General features: G+C 60.7%; 16 protein-coding genes and 1 tRNA gene. 10 read left to right on the forward strand and 7 right to left on the reverse strand.

What is annotated here, in order from left to right:
* Positions 1 to 248 precede the first annotated feature (248 nt).
* Positions 249 to 662: a hypothetical protein gene (locus OVA07_RS03865; RefSeq protein ID WP_268170152.1), complete on the forward strand. Its 414-nt coding sequence runs from the start codon at positions 249 to 251 to the stop codon at positions 660 to 662.
* 237 nt (positions 663 to 899) lie between these two features.
* Here the strand turns inward: OVA07_RS03865 and OVA07_RS03870 are convergent.
* The 4 genes from OVA07_RS03870 to OVA07_RS03885 form a co-directional block, all read right to left on the reverse strand.
* A tRNA-Cys gene (locus tag OVA07_RS03870) sits at positions 900 to 973 on the reverse strand.
* Positions 974 to 1,048: 75 nt separating this feature from the next.
* Positions 1,049 to 2,434: an RNB domain-containing ribonuclease gene (locus tag OVA07_RS03875; RefSeq protein WP_268170153.1), complete on the reverse strand. Its 1,386-nt coding sequence runs from the start codon at positions 2,432 to 2,434 to the stop codon at positions 1,049 to 1,051.
* Between the two features lie 24 nt (positions 2,435 to 2,458).
* Entirely contained in the window at positions 2,459 to 3,265 is an 807-nt protein-coding gene (locus tag OVA07_RS03880; RefSeq protein WP_268170154.1) for a crotonase/enoyl-CoA hydratase family protein, read from the reverse strand.
* 138 nt (positions 3,266 to 3,403) lie between these two features.
* The gene (locus tag OVA07_RS03885; protein ID WP_268170155.1) at positions 3,404 to 4,603 is read right to left on the reverse strand and encodes an LL-diaminopimelate aminotransferase; all 1,200 of its coding nucleotides are present in this window, start codon (positions 4,601 to 4,603) and stop codon (positions 3,404 to 3,406) included.
* Positions 4,604 to 4,788: 185 nt separating this feature from the next.
* On the opposite strand from OVA07_RS03885, the gene OVA07_RS03890 reads away from it, so the two are divergent.
* The 5 genes from OVA07_RS03890 to lptG all read left to right on the forward strand — a co-directional run bounded on the left by OVA07_RS03890 (position 4,789) and on the right by lptG (position 10,702).
* Entirely contained in the window at positions 4,789 to 6,654 is a 1,866-nt protein-coding gene (locus OVA07_RS03890) for a PHA/PHB synthase family protein (protein ID WP_268170156.1), read from the forward strand.
* A gap of 153 nt (positions 6,655 to 6,807) precedes the next feature.
* Complete coding sequence (phaP, locus tag OVA07_RS03895; protein ID WP_268170157.1) at positions 6,808 to 7,680, forward strand: TIGR01841 family phasin; 873 nt, start codon at positions 6,808 to 6,810, stop codon at positions 7,678 to 7,680.
* A gap of 226 nt (positions 7,681 to 7,906) precedes the next feature.
* The gene (gene clpS, locus OVA07_RS03900; protein WP_442789662.1) at positions 7,907 to 8,257 is read left to right on the forward strand and encodes an ATP-dependent Clp protease adapter ClpS; all 351 of its coding nucleotides are present in this window, start codon (positions 7,907 to 7,909) and stop codon (positions 8,255 to 8,257) included.
* Positions 8,258 to 8,367: 110 nt separating this feature from the next.
* Positions 8,368 to 9,612 (forward strand): LPS export ABC transporter permease LptF, encoded by a 1,245-nt coding sequence (lptF, locus tag OVA07_RS03905; protein WP_268170159.1) that lies wholly within the window; start codon positions 8,368 to 8,370, stop codon positions 9,610 to 9,612.
* Positions 9,602 to 10,702, forward strand: a complete 1,101-nt coding sequence (gene lptG / locus OVA07_RS03910; RefSeq protein ID WP_268170160.1) for an LPS export ABC transporter permease LptG — start codon at positions 9,602 to 9,604, stop codon at positions 10,700 to 10,702. Before lptF ends, lptG begins: the two co-directional genes overlap by 11 nt.
* Before the next feature lie 20 nt (positions 10,703 to 10,722).
* Here lptG and OVA07_RS03915 read toward each other — a convergent pair whose 3' ends face one another.
* Positions 10,723 to 11,841: a fatty acid desaturase family protein gene (locus OVA07_RS03915; RefSeq protein ID WP_268170161.1), complete on the reverse strand. Its 1,119-nt coding sequence runs from the start codon at positions 11,839 to 11,841 to the stop codon at positions 10,723 to 10,725.
* A 165-nt stretch (positions 11,842 to 12,006) separates the two neighbouring features.
* Between OVA07_RS03915 and OVA07_RS03920 the strand changes: the two genes are divergently transcribed.
* Entirely contained in the window at positions 12,007 to 13,164 is a 1,158-nt protein-coding gene (locus tag OVA07_RS03920; protein WP_268170162.1) for an N-acetyltransferase, read from the forward strand.
* A 96-nt stretch (positions 13,165 to 13,260) separates the two neighbouring features.
* The gene (locus OVA07_RS03925) at positions 13,261 to 13,716 is read left to right on the forward strand and encodes a response regulator (RefSeq protein WP_268170163.1); all 456 of its coding nucleotides are present in this window, start codon (positions 13,261 to 13,263) and stop codon (positions 13,714 to 13,716) included.
* Between the two features lie 290 nt (positions 13,717 to 14,006).
* Here OVA07_RS03925 and OVA07_RS03930 read toward each other — a convergent pair whose 3' ends face one another.
* Entirely contained in the window at positions 14,007 to 14,813 is an 807-nt protein-coding gene (locus tag OVA07_RS03930; RefSeq protein ID WP_268170164.1) for a Crp/Fnr family transcriptional regulator, read from the reverse strand.
* A gap of 121 nt (positions 14,814 to 14,934) precedes the next feature.
* On the opposite strand from OVA07_RS03930, the gene OVA07_RS03935 reads away from it, so the two are divergent.
* Together OVA07_RS03935 and OVA07_RS03940 are read left to right on the forward strand one after the other, a co-directional pair.
* Positions 14,935 to 15,390 (forward strand): response regulator transcription factor, encoded by a 456-nt coding sequence (locus OVA07_RS03935; protein ID WP_268170165.1) that lies wholly within the window; start codon positions 14,935 to 14,937, stop codon positions 15,388 to 15,390.
* A 47-nt stretch (positions 15,391 to 15,437) separates the two neighbouring features.
* The gene (locus tag OVA07_RS03940) at positions 15,438 to 16,238 is read left to right on the forward strand and encodes a response regulator (protein WP_268170166.1); all 801 of its coding nucleotides are present in this window, start codon (positions 15,438 to 15,440) and stop codon (positions 16,236 to 16,238) included.
* A gap of 104 nt (positions 16,239 to 16,342) precedes the next feature.
* Here the strand turns inward: OVA07_RS03940 and OVA07_RS03945 are convergent, their stop codons facing one another.
* Entirely contained in the window at positions 16,343 to 18,055 is a 1,713-nt protein-coding gene (locus OVA07_RS03945) for a CHASE domain-containing protein (protein ID WP_268170167.1), read from the reverse strand.
* Between the last annotated feature and the right edge of the window lie 84 nt (positions 18,056 to 18,139).

Here is an 18,139-nt window from a genome sequence, read left to right on the forward strand (position 1 = left end):
ACGTCCGTTCATTCATCCGCAGTTAACCTTAAGCACCATTTCCGAGGTAATTTTGGACATACGTGCAAACCGAAAGCCCAAACGGCAGATTTTGCGCCTAAAATTTAGCAATTTTATTTGGAAATTCAGATTGGAGCAGATGACGCCAATATGGATGGAACGGCATCTAGGCCGCAGCCCACAAAGGCTTAGAGAACAACCATGGTTGGTAGCAGCGCGGCAGGCGCTCTGCCCAAGGGAGTTGGGCGATGGGGATCGGGCCGGACATGTCGTTTTTGCGAAAACTTTCAGTGGCCATCGGCACAGGCATTCTGATGCTGGCAAGCACCGCGCAAGCTGCGGGTTATGTAAACGATCGCCAGCAATGGCTCTCGATGTCTCCACAAGCCAAAGCCGCCTATGCGCAGGGCATGAACGACAGCCAGAATTTTATTTATGCCGATGACACGCTGGCGGAAGCCATGGTCAAACGCGGGCGCACCAAATGCCTGCTCGACCTGAAAACCGGGGCAGACACGATCGCCGAAAATATAACCTTCATGTATAAAAACAACGATTACATGAACTTGCCGCCGTCGGCCATGTACATCATCACTATGGCGAAGATCTGTAAGGTCTATATCGACATTGAACGGTCGAATTTTGGCCTTGGCCCATCCTGATGCTTTCTCGCAAAATCAGACAAAATGTGACCTGACGCCTGCTACGCTGCGCTTTTCGGGTTGATCCTTCTTTGGAAGGCGGGCGGATTTGAGGTTTGCCGTAGCCTTGGCCACCAGGTGTGCGCCAGCGATGCGGAGCCGTGACTATTTTGGGAACTGCCAGCACCACAGCTTACGCTGCCTTGCCAATCGCCCAAACTGTTTCGCGGCTTGGGCAGACACATGTGAAGGAAGTTCTGGAGGCCCGAGCCGGAATCGAACCGGCGTAAACGGATTTGCAATCCGGTGCGTAACCACTCCGCCATCGGGCCTCGATCGCAGGTCATGCGTGGTTCGGGGCGGTTAGCCGGAACGGGGCCATGCCGCAAGGGGTTCTTGCGCGAAGATCAGCCAATTGCTGCAAAGCTGAGGCGGCGCGCGGTGGTATCGACCGTATCGAGCCGCAGGTTTACCCGCTGGCCGGGCGTGGCTCCGGGAATTTTAGCGCGCACCACCACCGGCAGATCCACCAGATGCACCCGCGCCGAATCGCCATCGGCATCAGTCACGCAGGCAGCGAAGTGCTGCCCTTCGTGGCCCTGAAGCATGACCGTTTCAGCCAAATCGATCACCGCGCGTTCGATCTGCGCGGCACGGGCATCGGCCTTGGCCATGACGGCGGGCAGGCGACGAAAGGCATCCTCGACCGCATCGGGCACGGCTTTACCATTGGCCACGGCCAGCGTGGCCCGAATGACATAACGGTCCGCCAGCCGCCGCAACGGCGCGGTGGCGTGGACATAGGTAGCGGCAATGGCTTCATGCCAAGGCGTGACGCCCGGTATCCATGGGGCATAGCCCGCGCCATTTCCGGCGCGGCGCACGGCCAGCATGAAGGCGGCGTGGTGCGGTTTGGTCTGGTCCAGCGTGCGTTCCAGAACTTTGAGGTCCACACCCTGTGGCCAGTCCAGCCCAAGGCCCGCCGCCGTGCTGCGCAGGCGGGCAATGGCTTTCGCGCTGGGTCCGGCCATGACGCGGAACAGGCCGGTTCCAGCAGCCTGAAGGGCCGCTGCAATCGCCAGATTGGCCGATAGCGACAGCGCGGCATTGCGCTGTTCCGATAGCAGTTGCGGACGGAAGGCCAACGCATAGCGCCCATCGCCCAAGGCTTCGACTTCCTGTTCGGGCGGATCGACGCGGGCGGCGCCACGGGCGGCTTCGGCGGCATTCGCCCTTTGTGCAAAGGCGGCAAAGGCGGGCGGCAGATCGGCATCGGTTACGCTGTCGTAGGCAAGCTTTGCGCGGCTGCGGATGATCGCACGTTCGGCCCCTTGCAACACGGCATCGCCATCAGGGCGCAGGCGCACGGTAAAGATCACCGCCGGGCGCGGGCCATTGGGTAAAAGGCTGGCGACGTTCTCGGCCAGAATGGGCGGATGGAGCGCGGCCTTGCCATCGGGCAGATAGATCGTCTCGCCCCGCGCCCACGCTTCGACATCGACAGGATCGCCATCGTTCACGAACCATGCGACGTCAGCAATGGCATAGTGCAGGACGATATCCGCGCCCGACGTTTCGATCCAGAACGCCTGATCGAGATCGGTGGAACTGTCAGGATCGAGCGTGACGAACGGGATATCCGTGCGGTCTGCATGGTCGGCAAGCGGTCGCGCCGCTGCCAATTCGGCTGCTGCCAGCACTTGCGGCGGAAAACTGTCGGGCACCTGATATTGCGCGCGGATGGCGGAAAGCCCGCTGACCAGCGCGCCATGGGGATCGTGAATGGCCTTCATCCGGGCAGCCTAGCAGGCAAGCCGTCAGGGATCGACAAATTCTCCTGCGCGCTTTTCCATACCTGCGCGCAAGGCTTCTGTCTGGTTTTTCGAATACATCAGTTCGTGCTGAGCGATGGATTCGGCCATTAGCACTTCGTCCACGCCCATATAGGGTGTGCGATTGGACAGCATTTTGGCGCCGCGAACCGCCGTGGGGCTTTTGCCTGCGATTTCCTGCGCCAGCGCCATGGCATCGGCTAGCGGATCGGCGCTGACGTGGGTGGCAAAGCCGAAGCCGACCGCCTCTTCGCCGGTAAATTCGCGGTGGGTATAGGTCAGTTCGCGCAGAACATCGTCACGCACGTTGCCGCGCCACAGCACATATCCGGCCATATCGGGGACAAGGCCCCACTTCACTTCCATCACCGCCAGCCGCGCATCGAGGGTGATGAAGCGGATGTCCGCGCCGCTGGCCACCTGAAGCCCGCCGCCAAAGCACACGCCATGCACCGCGGCGATTACCGGCATCGGCAGCTTGCGCCAGACCATGGCCGCCTGTTGCGCGCGATTGGCGTTGCCGTGGGTCCGTTCGGCAAGGCCACCCTCACCCCAGCGGTCGGCCTGCCCCATGCTGGACAGATCAAGGCCTGCACAGAACGAACGCCCCGCGCCCGAAAGCACAACCGCGCGAATGCCGCGTTCATTATGCAGATGGTGCCCTGCCGCAACGATGGCCTCGAACATCGCATCGTCGAGCGCATTCATCTTGTCCGCCCGGTCGAGCAGGACGTGGGCGACATGGTTTTCGACAGTGACGGTCACGCGGTCATGGAAGTTCATCTTGGGCATCCGCTCGTTGTTCGTTGGGCGCAAGGGTGCCTCAGGTGCTGCTGACGGTCCAGCCTGCACATTTGACCGATGGCCCAAACGACGACAGCCCTCTCTGCAGATGGCGGAAAGGGCTGCCTTTTCAATCAGGAATGCAGATCACGCAGCCGAGGAGTTGACCCCCATCGACTGCAGGTAGCGCTTGATATTGCGCGCGGCCTGACGCAGCCGCTGTTCGTTTTCGACCATGGCGATCCGCACGAAGCCTTCGCCGTCTTCGCCATAACCCACGCCCGGTGCCACGGCGACTTCGGCATGGGTCAGAAGCTGCTTCGAAAATTCAAGGCTGCCCAGATGCATCAGCGCGGGTGGCAGCGGCGCCCATGCGAACATCGAGGCCTTGGGGCTGGGAATTTCCCATCCGGCGCGGCCAAACGCTTCGACCATCACGTCGCGGCGCTTCTGGTAGAGTTCGCGGTTCTTTTCTACGATATCCTGCGGCCCGTTCAGCGCGGCGCAGGCGGCAGCCTGAATCGGGGTGAACGCGCCGTAATCAAGATAGGATTTCACCCGCTTCAACGCGGCAATCAGGCGCTGGTTGCCCACGGCAAAGCCAACGCGCCAGCCGGCCATCGAGAACGTCTTGGACATCGAGGTGAATTCCACCGCCACGTCCTTTGCCCCCGGCACTTCTAGGATGGAGCGGGTGGGATTGCCGTCGAAATAGAGTTCAGAATAGGCAAGGTCGGACAGAATCCACACCTTGTTTTCCTTCGCCCACGCCACCAGCCGTTCGTAGAATGCGAGGTCGACCGTCTCTGCCGTCGGGTTCGACGGATAGTTGACGATCAGGATCGAGGGACGCGGCACCGAATACTTCATCGCTCGGTCGAGCGAATCCCAATAGCGTTCATCCGGCGTGGTCGGCACCGAACGGATGGTCGCACCGGCGATGATGAAGCCGAAAGTGTGAATCGGGTAACTGGGGTTAGGTGCCAGCACCACATCGCCGGGCGCAGTGATGGCGGTGGCAAGGCTGGCCAGCCCTTCCTTTGACCCCATGGTCATCACCACTTCGGTTTCAGGATCGAGATCCACGTTGAAGCGGCGGCCATAGTAATTGGCCTGCGCCTTGCGGATGCCGGGGATGCCCGACGATGCCGAATAGCCATGGGCATCAGGCTTTTGCGCTACTTCGCACAGCTTTTCGATAACGTGCGCAGGCGGCGGCAGATCGGGGTTGCCCATGCCGAGGTCGATAATATCCCTACCGGCGGCGCGCGCGGCGGCCCGCATGCCGTTGACTTCGGCAATGACGTAGGGCGGCAGGCGCTTCATGCGGTAGAATTCTTCGTCCACGGTTGAATACTCGTTGAAAAAGCGCGGCAAGATCGCCGCAACTTGCGCCCTTACGCCAATATGTCGCGCGTGGGAACACTGCACGCAACCAAACCGGACGCCCGCACGACAGGGGTAACAAGCTGTCATATGGCGTGTATAGATAGATCCAGATAATGGCTGCGGCGTAACGGCAGGGAATGCGCATGACGGACAAAACGGGCGGTGATTCGGTCGTGATCGAAGACCTTTTCCGCCAGCAGGGCGAAGCAATGCGGGCCATGTTCGCCCCGCTGATGCCCGGTGGCGAGGCCATGGTATCCGATCCGTCAGACCTGCAGCACTGGGCCATGTCGGCGGCCAAGTTGCAGAAAATGTGGCTGGATTTCAGCGCCGAACAGGCAGGCCACATTGAACCGATGCTCGCGCGCTTTGGCGATCTGGGCAAATGGACGCAGACCTTCATGTCGATGGCGGGACAGTTGCCGATTGCGCAGGCCGAAACCCAGACCCGCCTGTGGAATGAAAGCATGGCGCTGTGGAGCGCGGTGATGGGCCAGTTTGCGGGCAATCAGCCTGCGGATGAAGCACCCGCCCTGCCCCGCAGGGACCGCCGTTTTGCCGACAAACGCTGGCACGAACAGCCTGCCTTTGCGCTGATCCACCAGACCTATCTGCTGCTGTCTGAAAAGCTGCACCAGATGGCCGACGACGCGCAGGGCCTTACGCCCGAACGCAAAGAGCAACTGCGCTTCGCCACCAAAGTCGTCACCGACGCGCTTTCCCCCGCCAACTTCCCGTTCACCAATCCTGTGGTGATCGAGCGGACGATGGAAACCAAGGGCGAAAACCTTGTCAAAGGGGTGGAGCACCTGCTGGGCGATCTGCGCAAGGGACAGTTGACCCACACCGATCCTGACGCTTTTGAACTGGGCCGCAATATTGCCGTCACGCCGGGCAAGGTGGTGCACGAAAGCCCGCTGTTCCAGTTGATCCAGTATGCGCCCACCACGGGTGAGGTGTTCGAAACGCCGCTGCTGATCTTCCCGCCGTGGATCAACCGGTTCTACATTCTCGATCTGAATCCGCAGAAAAGCTTTATCCGCTGGGCTGTGGCGCAAGGGCTGAGCGTTTTTGTGGTGTCGTGGAAATCGGCCGACGCGGGCATGGCGGACGTGGCGTGGGACGATTACATCCGCGCGCAAATCGAAGCGATCGACCATGTGCGCGACCGGCTGAAAGTGCCAGCGGTCCACACCATCGGCTATTGCGTGGCAGGCACCACGCTAGCTGCGACGCTGGCCGTGCTGGCACGTCGGGGTGAAGCGGACAAGGTGGCCAGCGCCACGTTCTTTACCGCGCAGGTCGATTTCGAAGACGCGGGCGATCTGAAGAACTTCATCGACGATGGCCAGCTCAAGATGCTGGATGGCCTTGCCACAGACGGCTATCTGGACGGGCGCTATATGGCGGCCACGTTCAATGCGCTGCGCGGGACCGACCTGATCTGGAACTACGTGGTCAACAATTACCTGCTGGGGCAGGATTACCCGGCGTTTGACCTGCTGCACTGGAACGGCGACACCACCAACCTTCCGGCCAAATGGCATCAGGCCTATCTGTGCGATCTTTATCGCGACAACCGGCTGGTCATTCCCGATGCGATGGTGGCGGACAACACGCCGATAGATCTGCGCCGCATTGCAACACCGTGTTATATTCAGGCCGGCCGCGAAGACCATATCGCACCGCCGCAAAGCGTGTGGAAGCTGACGCGGCACCTGTCTGGTCCGTGGAAGTTCCTGCTGGCAGGATCAGGCCATATCGCTGGTGTGGTGAACCCGCCCGAATCGGGCAAATACCAGTATTGGCTCAACCCGAACGATCCCGGCAGCCTTGACGAATTCATCGCCGGAGCCAGCGAAACCAAGGGTAGCTGGTGGCCTGACTGGATTGAATGGATCGCCACGCAGGCCCCGGCAAAAGTTGCCGCAAAAGGCAAGCGCGCGCCCGGTGGTAAAGGCGACAATGTGATAGAGGATGCGCCCGGCCGCTACGTTCGGTCACACTGATCGCATCGATAGCAGAAATCACTCCATTCCGGATTTTGTGCAGTGCACAAAATTCTTGACATCCGGCTGTGCATTCCTATTTTGTGCAGTGCAACAAGAGTGGATTTCGACTCACTGGGTCAGCTCCGCTGTTGAACGCAAGGAGTCACAACGATGGTCGATGATACCAAGGACAGCATGGCCCAGCCCGCCCCCAAGGCGGACGCAACCGTTGCGCTGCCGGAAGTTCCGGCAATCGGCGTGACGCCATCGGCCCAGCCACTTGCCGAAACAGAGAGCAAGCCGGGCCGGGCACGCAAGGAAACGGTGCCAGCACCCATGGTTCAGCCCGTAGCTGTCAAAACTGACGCTCCGGCACCTGCTCCCGTGGCGGCCAAAGCCGTGACCCCGGTGGCAGCCCCCACCCCGGCCAAGCCTGCAAAGGTGAAGCCGGCGACAAAGGCTCCCGCCAAAAAAGTGACCAAGGCACCTGCTGCCAAGCCGCCTCTGGCGGCAGCGCCTGCGCCTGCGGTGAAGCCCGCGTTCAAGCGTCCTGCCACCGCCACCCAAAGCGTGAAACCCGTTACTGCCGCAGCCGAAAAGGTGTCGGCACCCAGGAAGGAACTGTTCGCAATGGCTACCACCACTGAATTCACCGACAAGATGACCGCCGCGTTCAAGGACGCCCAGGACAAGGCCAAGGCCGCATTTGGCGATGCCGGCGCGTTTGCCAAGGGCAACGTCGAAGCGATGGTCGAATCGTCGAAGATCTTCGCCACCGGCATTCAGGAAATGTCGAAAGGTTACGTCGCCGAAACCAAGTCGGCTTTCGAAGCCATGACTGCCGACGTCAAGGAACTGACCACGGTCAAGTCGCCCACCGAATTCTTCGAAAAGCAGTCGGCCCTGCTGCGCAAGAACTTTGACGCTGCGGTTGCCGCCAGCTCGAAGAACAGCGAAGCCATGCTGAAGCTGGCCAACGAAGCTTTCCAGCCGATCTCGACCCGCGTCAGCCTTGCGGTTGAAAAGGTCAAGAAGGCCGCCTGATCTTTCGGAACAAAGGCATCCCTTGAACGAGGCAGCCCTTTTCCAACGGACAAGCAAACGGGCCAGTCGGACAACCGACTGGCCCGTTTTTGCATCTATCGACACCTTTTAACCGGCCTGTTGCCCGGATTCTGCCAAGTCAGGGCTGACGTGCCCCTTGTCGGAACGCAGTTGGAATGCGATATTGCGGTCCATCATGAGCATTGATCGCCTTGCCGTCACGGACATGTCCGATCTCCAGCGCTGCGCCGGGGAGGATGACACGCGCGGTCCCGACGGCGATGATCTGGTTGGCATTGCCACCCGCACCCGCGCCCGGCCCAAAAAGCCCAGCCAGTTCAAAGTGCTGATGCTGAACGACGATTACACCCCGATGGAATTCGTGGTGATGTGCCTGAAACGCTTTTTCCATATGGATCTGGAACAGGCCACGCGGGTCATGCTGCATGTGCATCAGCGCGGTGTGGGCGTGTGCGGGGTTTACCCTTACGAAATCGCTGAAACCAAGGTGAATCAGGTGATGGACTTTGCCAGGCAGAACCAGCACCCGCTGCAATGCACGCTGGAAAAGGCCTGACCCCCACACTTTCGGCTGGTCGCATTTCCCGGCCTGCGCCCGGCGCAATAGCTGGCCTGAGCGATTTCTACGGTTGCCCCCTTGCCGCAAAGACCGCATAGCCCCAAACCGTGAAGCTGCTCACCGCCACTGATCGCTATATCGCCCGGCTGGTCTTCGTGCCGATGCTGTCAGTGTTCGTGCTGGCCGCATCGCTGCTCATCCTCGACAAGATGCTGAAGCTGTTCGACTTCGTGGCGACCGAAGGTGGGCCGGTCAGCGTCGTGTTCAAGATGCTGGCCAATCTTCTGCCCGAATATGCCAGCCTTGCCATTCCGCTGGGGCTGATGCTGGGCATCCTGTTTGCCTTCCGCAAGCTGGCGACAAGTTCCGAACTGGACGTGATGCGCGCGGTGGGCCTGTCCTATACCCGCCTGCTGCGCGTGCCTTACATGTTCGCCATTGCACTGGCCGCGCTGAACCTGCTGATCGTCAGCTATGTCCAGCCGCTGTCGCGCTATTATTACGAACAGCTCCAGTTCGAACTGCGATCCGGTGCGCTGGGCGCGTCGATCAAGGTAGGCGAATTCAATTCCTTGCAGGATCGCACCGCGCTGCGGGTGGATTCCAGCCGCGATGAAGGCCGCGATCTGCGCGGCATCTTTGCCCGCATCCAGACCGAAAATGGTCAGGTCATGGTCATTTCTGCACGCGAAGGGCGGTTCTTCGCCAACCGCGAAAGCCCGGACACGGTGATTCTGCGCCTGACTGACGGTCAAATCGTGCAGGACGGCCCCGGCATCGCATCGCCCCGCGTGTTGACCTTTGCCAGCCATGACCTGCCGATTGACCTACCCCGGATCGAACAATTCCGGCGGCGCGGCGATGCCGATCAGGAGTATTTCCTGCCCGAATTGCTGCAGATCGGCTGGAACGACCGCTATTCGGAAGAAATGCGCAACCAGTCGCGCGCCAGCCTGAATTATCGGCTGGTCGAAGTGGTGATGATGTTCCTGCTGCCGCTGCTGGCGGTGGCGCTGGCGGTTCCGCCCAAACGCTCGACCTCAGCGCTGGGGGTGTTCCTGTCGATCGTGCTGGTGGTGGCCTATCACAAGGTCAACCAGTATGGGCAGGATGTGGCCCGCCTTGGCCGGATTGATCCGGTGCTGGCGCTATGGGGTCCGTTCGTGGCCTTTGCCGCGCTGATCGTGTGGATGTACTGGCGCATTGCCTATGTCCCCGGCGGGCAGCCGATCGGCGCGCTGGAAACGGTCTTTGCCAAGATCGGCAAGGGCGTACGCCGCCTATTCGAACGCAAGCGCCTGCCCAATGAACCGGCGCAGAAGGGCAACGAGGACTCCGCCCATGCAGTTTGAGTTCTTCCCGTCGCGGACACTGGCCACCTACATCGCCAAGATGTTCGCGGTGCGCATCGTGGCTGTGCTGCTGATGCTGGTGCTTGTTCTGCAGATGCTCGACCTGCTGTCAGAAAGCGGCAAGGTGCTGGCTGCGCCGGGCAACGGGCAAAGCGAATTGCTGACCTATGTTGGCCTGCGCATGCCCCAGCTTGTCAGCCGGTTCCTGCCCTATTCCGTGCTGCTGGCTACGATCATCACCCTGATGACGTTGAACCAGAACAGCGAAGTGATTGCGATGAAGGCGGGTGGTCTGTCGGCGCATCAGGTGCTGGCCCCGCTGTTTCTGGTGGCGGCGGTGACATCGCTGGCGACCTTTGCTTTCAACGAACGGATCGTGACCCGATCAACCACGACGCTGAAGGCCTGGCAGAACGTCAAATACGGGCCGATCCCGCAGGAATCGGCAATCAAATCGAACATCTGGTTGCAGGACGGCCCCAACATTCTGTTCGCGCGCACCGTTTCGGGCGAAGGCAACGCCATGCAGATGGGCGGCGTCAGCTGGTATAGGCGTGACCCGACCGGCATGGTCACCGAAATCGTCACCGCACCATCGGCAACCTATGCCAAGCCCGGCTGGACGTTCCGCCAACCGGTGCTGTTCGATGTGCAAAGTGCCCGCAAGGTCGCGTTAGAGGCCGATCAGGTATACGCAAAATCGGTAGAACCGGTGCAGGTGGTCATCAGCAAGGTCGATGCCGACGCTGAATCCCTGACCCGGCTGGCAGGCTCCATCGGCGCCATCCGTGAAGCCGGTTTCCGCACGACCGAGCTTGACGGCAAATGGTGGCACAAGATTTCCGGCCCGCTTTCCGCTCTTCTGATGCCCCTGCTGGGCGCGGTGGCGGCGTTCGGCCTTGCCCGGTCGGGCCACCTGTTCGTGCGCGCGGTGATCGGCATGGCGCTGGGCTTTGCCTATTTCGTGTTCGACAACGCCGCCTTGGCCATGGGCAATTTCGGCGCATATCCGCCGTTTCTGGCGGCATGGGCACCGTTCGTGCTGTTCTTCCTGATCGGGGAAACAGTGCTGATCCGCACCGAGGAATGATCCCCGGCACGGAATAAGCATCAGCGCGGCATCATGGTGCTGCGCGCCAGCCGGCCGACCAGTGGCAGAAGGCCCGCATAGTTGGCCTTCTCATAGGTCGATTCGACGCCCAGATGCTTTTTCAACCGGCGATGCGCTTCATCCAGCGAATGGTAGGGCATTGATGGCAGCAGGTGGTGCAGCGCATGATAGCGCAGGCCCACCGGTGCCCACAGCGGGGCGAGCAGTGCGGGCGGGGGCACGTTGACCGAATCAAGGTATTGCCCGGTCACGGTCATGGCATCGCCTTCATTTTCCCACAGATGCGCAACCAGCGTGCGGATCTGGTTGAGCAGCGCGGTGAGCGAGATGACCGCAAGGCCGATGAGCAGCGGACGCCAGCTATGCGTTGCGCTCCATCCCAGCACGAAGATGGCCCAGGCGGATGCGCCCAGTTCCTGCCAGAACACCATGCGCGCAAAGTCTCCTTCGGGCGGGCGGCGGCGGAAATCGGGATTGATCGACAGCGATGAGGCGCGTTCCCACACCAGCTTGCGCAAGGGGGGAATGACCGCGCCCAGCGGCACCAGCACCGCCGAACGGATCAGCAGACCGACCGGCAGCAGCAGCGCGGTGACGACGAACACCGGCAGCGACCACGGCTTCATCAGTGCAAGCGGCAGATATTCCGGGTCTTCCGCCGTGCCATAGCGGGTGCGGGCGTGGTGCAGCGTGTGAACGCCTTCATACATCAGCGACGGGATGAGCATGGGAATGCCCACCAGCAGGTTCCAGCCGAAGCGGAAGCCGGGCAGCGCGGTCTTGTGAATGTGCGTCAGTTCATGGATGAACAGCAACGCACGATAAAGCGCCAGCGCCGCGAACACGCCTGAAAGCGCGGCATAAAGCGGATTGTCGATCAGGATGGCACCGGCCAGCGCTGCATAGCCGAGCATTGCCGACACCAGCATGTCAGGCCAGTAGATTTCAGGCCGCGCGGTGGCGATATCGCGCGTAAGTTCCACCGCGGCGCGCAGCATGTCCTTGTCATCGGGCGTGCCGGCAAGACCCTTGGGCAGTTTGGGCTGTAATGGGGATTGACCAGCGGGCGCCGGTTGGGGACCATCAGCCCGATGGGCAAGCGTATCAGTAGCAATCATGCCAAATGTTCCAATGTGACCCTTATCGGCCTGACCTTTGCTGGGTGGCTGGCCAGACTTTTGCACCGCATGCATCCCCACGTGCGCAGCGCGGCTTGACAACATGCCGGATTGAACCGCAGTTCGCCCGGCAACACCCGCTTACCCGCAAACAAAGGCAAGATCGTGGCTCAGGGCGAAGTAATCATCACTCCCGTTTCCGGCAAGGCTGACCGCAAGGCCTTTGTCGATCTTGCCTATCACCTGAACGCCAGCGATCCCAACTGGGTGCCGCCGCTGCGGATGGAAGCCGAAGAACTGATTACGCCGGGCAAGAACCCGTTCTTCGAACATGCCGATGTGCAACTGTTCCTTGCCCGCCGTGCCGGCGCGGTGGTCGGGCGCATTTCGGCGCACATCGACCATCTGGCCATTGCCATGGACCCCAAACAGGGCATGGGCCCCGGCACCGGGAACTGGGGCCTGCTGGAAGCCGAGGATGAAGCCGTGGCGCAAGCGTTGATCGGCAAGGCAGAGGATTGGCTGCGCACCAAGGGCATGACCCGCGTGCTGGCACCGATTTCGATGTCGATCTGGGAAGAGCCGGGCCAGCTGGTCAAGGGCTTCGACCATCCGCCAACGGTGATGATGGGCCATCAGCCCGAACGCTATGACCATTATATCAAGGCCTTGGGCTATCAGCCCGCCAAGACGCTGAACACATTTGAGCTGGATATCACGCGCGATTTTCCGCCGCTCATCCAGCGTATTGTCCAGTCAGGCCAGAAGAATGCCAAAATCCGCATCCGCAACGTCGATAAATCGAAGTTCGATGAAGAAGCGGCGCTGATTCTCGACATTCTGAATGATGCCTGGTCCGACAACTGGGGTTTCGTGCCGTTCACCAACACCGAGATCAAATACGCAGGCAAGAAGTTCAAGCCGATCGTACGCGAAGACCTTATCATGATCGCCGAATATGAAGGCGAGCCGGTGGCCTTCATGATGACGCTGCCCGATCTGAACGAAGCGCTGAAGCCGATGGGCGGCAAGCTGTTTCCGTTCAACTGGGCCAAGCTGCTGTTGTGGCTGCGCAAACCGCAGGTGCGCACCATGCGCGTGCCGTTGATGGGCGTGCGCAAGCGGCTGCAATCGTCGCGACTGGCCAGCCAGCTGGCCTTCATGATGATCGAGGCGATCCGCCAGAATTCCCTGCGCGAATATGGCGCGACACGCAGCGAGATCGGCTGGATTCTGGATGATAATCAGGGAATGAACGCCATTGCCGAGGCGATCGATAGCCATGTCAACAAGATCTATGTGATTTACGATAAGGCGCTTTGAAGCGACCGGTCGCCACGCCGGAACGCGGAACCTGAAACAGGCGCGCGCGTTATATTTCAGCCAGTCCGTATCTTGACCGGCGTGAGGGGATCAGGCGTGCTCAACCAAGGCGAAAGGTCCATCAGGCAGGAACCGGCCCATCGGTCGCGCCCGCTTGGCCGCGCTCTGGTGGTGGAAGACGATGCCCTGATCGCCATGGAGATTGCGGAAGCGCTGGCCGATGCAGGTGCGGCTCCGGTCATTATCTGCGCCACGATTGCCGCCGCCATGGGCGAACTGGAGCGCGGCGTTCCTGCGTTGCTGGTGCTGGACGTGCATCTGGCGGACCGGGATGATGGCTGGGCCTTGGCCGAACTGGCGCACCAGCTTGGCGATGCGCCACCGCTGGTGCTGTTCACCACCGCAACGCCTGAAATGATCCCGCCATCTGCGGCAACGCTGGGGCACATGCTGCCCAAACCGTTCCGAACCGAAGATCTGGTGTCGCTGGTGCGAAGGCAGACATCGAGTGGCCTGCTGGCCCGCATCCGCAACGTCTTTTCAGGCTCCTGATCGTCTGTATTCAGGCGATAGCCTGAATCCTGCCTGATTTCCAACCACACCGATTTTCCCGGCCACCCCGATTTCCCCGACCGCGTCATGCGACACGGTCGGGGCGACGACCCGTCTTTCGAAAAAAGGTCCCCGCCGGGGTGCGACGGGGACCTTTCGGGATCGTATCACCAGCCGCTTGGACGGGAGGGGGGGTCTCGGCGGTGACAGAGCCTAAACGGACTGCATCCAGAACGGTTCCCAATCTTTTTAGGAATTTTTTTCCTTATTTTTCAGTGGGAATAATAACTTTAGATGTAACGACGCTGTGCGCTTTGCCCAGAATCTTCAATTTTGGCGAAACTGCGGACTGCATCCATATCCGGCACTCTGATGCCACCCATGGTCCAGTCCACCAGCCCGTGACGGCGCAAAGCCTGTAAGGTGCGATTGGTATGGACCAGCGAAAGCCCCAGCATATCGGCGATCTGACTTTGGGTAATGCCGATGGACAAGGTACCTTCGGACACCATGCCGGTGTCCAGTCCGCGCTGCATCAGAAATACCGCCAGCGCGGCCATGCGTTCGCGTGCATTGCGCTGCCCCAGCGATACGATATGTTCTTCCAGCGCGGCTTCTTCGTGCGCGGCCAGCCAGGTCAGATCGAAGGCCAGCCGGGGCTGGCTGGTCACCATGTCGAAAAAGCGCTCACGCGGAAACGCGCACAGCCTTGCCGGGGTCACCGCTTCGACGCCGTGCCCCATTTCAGCGTCGAGCGCGCCCTGCAACCCGATGAAATCACCGGGGAACATGAAGTTTATGATTTGACGCCGGCCATCATCCAGCAGCCGTGTGCGCATCAGCACACCAGACAGGATCGTATACAAATGGCGCGGCTTTGCGCCTTGGGGGAAAATGTGGTCACCCCGCAGGAAACGGGCTTCACCCTGTCTGAACGCGGCAATCCACTGCCGCAGATCTTCCGGGGGCTGCCGCAACCCCGGACATGCAGCCAACGGGCATGCTGCACATTGTGTCCCTTGCCCCTCGATCAGACCTTGAGTCCCGATCAGGTTTCCAGCCCCCGCATGCGCAGGGCCTTCATCATCACGCGCCATCGTGTTTCCTCCCATCCTTTCGGACGAAACATGCGTTGTATCTCATGCGCTATGTCAAATGACAGGGTTTGTTCCCGCAAGGTGCAGTAGTTCCCGCCCGGCAAATGTGTTGGGGACGGGCGTGGAACAGATAAATTCGGAACCTGCCTCTTCTGGTCCCCGCCATATCCTTGTGGTCGAAGACAGCGTTCTGGTGGCAATGGCAATCGAGGACGTATTGATCGAACGCGGCTTTACCGTCTGGGTGGCCACCTCGCTGGCCGAAGCGGAAGCCATAATCGCCAAAAACTCTCCAGTCGCGGCCCTGCTTGATCTGCAATTGCCCGATGGGCTTTCGGTCGATCTTGCCCAGAAGCTTCAGGACAATGGCTGCATCGTTGCGCTGTGTTCTGCGTTTGATGCCGACGACGTGCCGCAGGCCGACGATTTTGCCGCCCGCTTTACCAAACCTGTGTCACCGGACATTCTGGCGGACTGGGCTGTGGCTGCGCTGGCTGAGCGTGCGGCCGGTCAGGCTGCTGGCATCCTTTCCGGCGCTCCTGCAAATCTCCCTTGCGCTTCACCGGGAACCGAATGACAGTTCCCGGCGTTGGTGGTCACGATACTGACCGGGAAGGGGTACGAATGTCTCTGGGTGCCAAGGTTGCCAATCAGCTGCCCTATCTCCGCCGTTATGCGCGCGCGCTGACTGGAAGCCAGTCGGCGGGTGATTCCTTTGTACGCGCGACGCTTGAGGCAGCGCTGGCGGACGAAGATTTGCGCGCCACCATCGGCGAAGGCCGTCCGCAGCTTTACCATGCCTTCAACCGCGTGTGGTCAACCGCTTATGTCGACACAGTTGACCGTTCATCAGGGTTTGAAATTGGCGGGCACGAAGCGGCTGCACAGGAACGTCTGGCCGCGATGACGCCGATTAACCGGCAGGCTTTGCTGCTGACCACGCTGGAAGATTTCAGCATTGACGATGCTGCCTATATCATGGGCCGCGATGCGGATGAAGTTGAACGGCTGGTGCAGGATGCCATTGCCGAGATCGACCGCGAATCCACGACTTCTGTGCTCATCATCGAGGATGAGCCGCTAATTTCGATGCAGCTTGAAGATCTGGTCCGTTCGCTGGGCCACGATGTTTGCGGCATGGCTGCCACACGCACGCAGGCGCTGGAAATCGTGGCGCGCGAACAGCCGGGGCTGGTGTTGGCCGATATCCAGTTGGCCGATGGCAGTTCGGGTCTTGATGCGGTGGACGATATCCTGAAGATCGGGTCGGTCCCTGTCATCTTCATCACCGCTTATCCCGAACGTCTTCTCACCGGTGACCGGCCTGAGCCGACCTATCTCATTACCAAACCGTTTCAGGAACAAACCGTGCGCACCGCGATCAGCCAGGCATTGTTCTTCGGGTCGAGCCGCCCGCTGGATTAAGAGTTCAAGTCCGGCGGTTTTGCGCCGCCTGTCTTCTGAAGGGCCGTGTCCTGCCGGGCGCGGCCCTTTCCCGTTGGTATCTTTTGGCCCGTTGGTGCTTTTCTTCAGCCCCGGTTCTGGTCTTTGTTCTGACGGATAGTAAAGTCGGTCGCCTTGCGCACCGGAATCAGCAGGGTGCAACGCACTCCTTCAGGTTCGAACTTCAGGTCCACCGGGTTACGCAATTCGTGGGCCACTATCTTTTCGATCAGTTCGGTGCCGAAACCGCGCTTGCGCCGCATCGCGGTATCAATCGGCGGGCCGCCCCGCTCCACCCATGCGATACGGGCCAGATTTTCGCCCACCATTTCCCACATCACCGAAACCCTGCCGGTTTCAACGCTGAGTGCACCATATTTGGCCGCGTTGGTCGCCAGTTCATGGATAGCAAGGCCCAGCGAGAGTGCATCGTTGGGGGCAAGATCGACCTCAGGCCCGTCCATCACCAGATGGCGCCGCGCATCCTGTGCATATGGGGCGAGTTCGGCTTTCACCACCAGCGCCACCGGAGTTGACCCCCAATCAGACTGCGTCAGCAGATCATGCGTGGCGGACAGCGCCCGAATGCGGCCTTCCAGACTATCGGCAAAATCTGTCAGCCCGGTTGCCCGGCGGCGGGTGAGCGAAATGATCGACAGCACATTGGCCAACGTGTTCTTGACCCGATGGTTAAGTTCGCGGGTCAGCGAATTGCGGATCGAAGATTGCTGTTCGAACCAGGCGAGCGCAAGGCGATCTTCGGCCGCCTGTTGTGTAAGCAAACGGGCCAGAACCAGAAGCAAGGTGGCCACCAGCAGGCCGAACAGCAGTGTCATCACCGACACCGCAGTCAGCGTTGGGGTCGCCCGCGCCTCGATTTCAAGAACGAAGCGATGGCCGGATATGTCAATGGGCCTGCGCACCACGCGGCCGGAGACAAGTTCCGGCGCAACCGCCGCCATCAACGTGCGGCCCTTGGCGTCTTCATCATAAAGCCGCACGCCAGCCCCTTCGAGATGGGCGACATCGATAGAGGATTCAAGAAAGCGCTGGGCGTTGAACGGAGAATAGACAAACCCGCGCAGCTTTGGCGCGTCCCGGCCTGTCATGGCCTGAGCCGTAATATCCTGAATGGTGAATACCGGCATATAGACAAGAAAGCCGGGCGCTCCGCCCTTCCCTTTTGCCTGTCCTTCCTGCCGCAGCACGACATGGCCCGATGCCGTGGGCTGGCCGGTCCGCTCTGCTGCCTTCATGGCAGTGCGACGCGTAGCCTCGGAAAACATGTCAAACCCGACAGCGCGCCGGTTGCGTTCAGAATCAGGTTCCAGAAACATCACAGGCATGACGAACGGCCGATCGGCGCCCGGCGCAGGATAGATCGAGAAACTTTCCACACCGCTGCTGCGCATGATGGCCTCGACCGTGGGGATATCGTCACGATAGACTTTCATCGCCCAGCCAATGCCGTCGGACCCGACGTAGCGCCCGTCGAGATGAAGTTGACGGATGAATGTGCGGAACAGCGGTGCCTCAACGATCTGCTGGGTGGCAAACAGGGCAGCGCTGGAGCGCAGGTAAGCAGAATTGGCGTTGGAACGACGCTCAAGCCCGGATGCCACCATTTGCGCGGCTTGCGCAATCTGGGCGCTCTGGCGGCTGTTCTCGGTTGTTTCAATGGCGAACACGCTGAGCACCGTGACCGCCATGGTCAGGCTGAAAATCCCCACGGGGACGCCGCGCGGAAAGCGCTCGTACCACCGTGGAGAGAGCTTCTTCTGGGCGAGAAGCTTCTCCATCGCGCTAATTGATCCTCCTGACCTGACCCGATCCCGATCCGGGACAGCGCCGCCACCTCCATTGCACCGATTGCGCTGCAAAGG

The organism is Novosphingobium sp. SL115 (assembly GCF_026672515.1).
In the GTDB taxonomy this organism is placed as follows: Bacteria; Pseudomonadota; Alphaproteobacteria; order Sphingomonadales; family Sphingomonadaceae; genus Novosphingobium.

Bases quoted from the DNA above. Each gene is read 5' to 3' on its own strand.
- OVA07_RS03865 (WP_268170152.1), top strand. From the start codon at position 249: ATGGGGATCGGGCCGGACATGTCGTTTTTGCGAAAACTTTCAGTGGCC.
- OVA07_RS03875 (WP_268170153.1), bottom strand. From the start codon at position 2,434: ATGAAGGCCATTCACGATCCCCATGGCGCGCTGGTCAGCGGGCTTTCC.
- OVA07_RS03880 (WP_268170154.1), bottom strand. From the start codon at position 3,265: ATGCCCAAGATGAACTTCCATGACCGCGTGACCGTCACTGTCGAAAAC.
- OVA07_RS03890 (WP_268170156.1), top strand. From the start codon at position 4,789: ATGACGGACAAAACGGGCGGTGATTCGGTCGTGATCGAAGACCTTTTC.
- phaP (WP_268170157.1), top strand. From the start codon at position 6,808: ATGGTCGATGATACCAAGGACAGCATGGCCCAGCCCGCCCCCAAGGCG.
- clpS (WP_442789662.1), top strand. From the start codon at position 7,907: ATGTCCGATCTCCAGCGCTGCGCCGGGGAGGATGACACGCGCGGTCCC.
- lptG (WP_268170160.1), top strand. From the start codon at position 9,602: ATGCAGTTTGAGTTCTTCCCGTCGCGGACACTGGCCACCTACATCGCC.
- OVA07_RS03915 (WP_268170161.1), bottom strand. From the start codon at position 11,841: ATGATTGCTACTGATACGCTTGCCCATCGGGCTGATGGTCCCCAACCG.
- OVA07_RS03930 (WP_268170164.1), bottom strand. From the start codon at position 14,813: ATGGCGCGTGATGATGAAGGCCCTGCGCATGCGGGGGCTGGAAACCTG.
- OVA07_RS03940 (WP_268170166.1), top strand. From the start codon at position 15,438: ATGTCTCTGGGTGCCAAGGTTGCCAATCAGCTGCCCTATCTCCGCCGT.
- OVA07_RS03945 (WP_268170167.1), bottom strand. From the start codon at position 18,055: ATGGAGAAGCTTCTCGCCCAGAAGAAGCTCTCTCCACGGTGGTACGAG.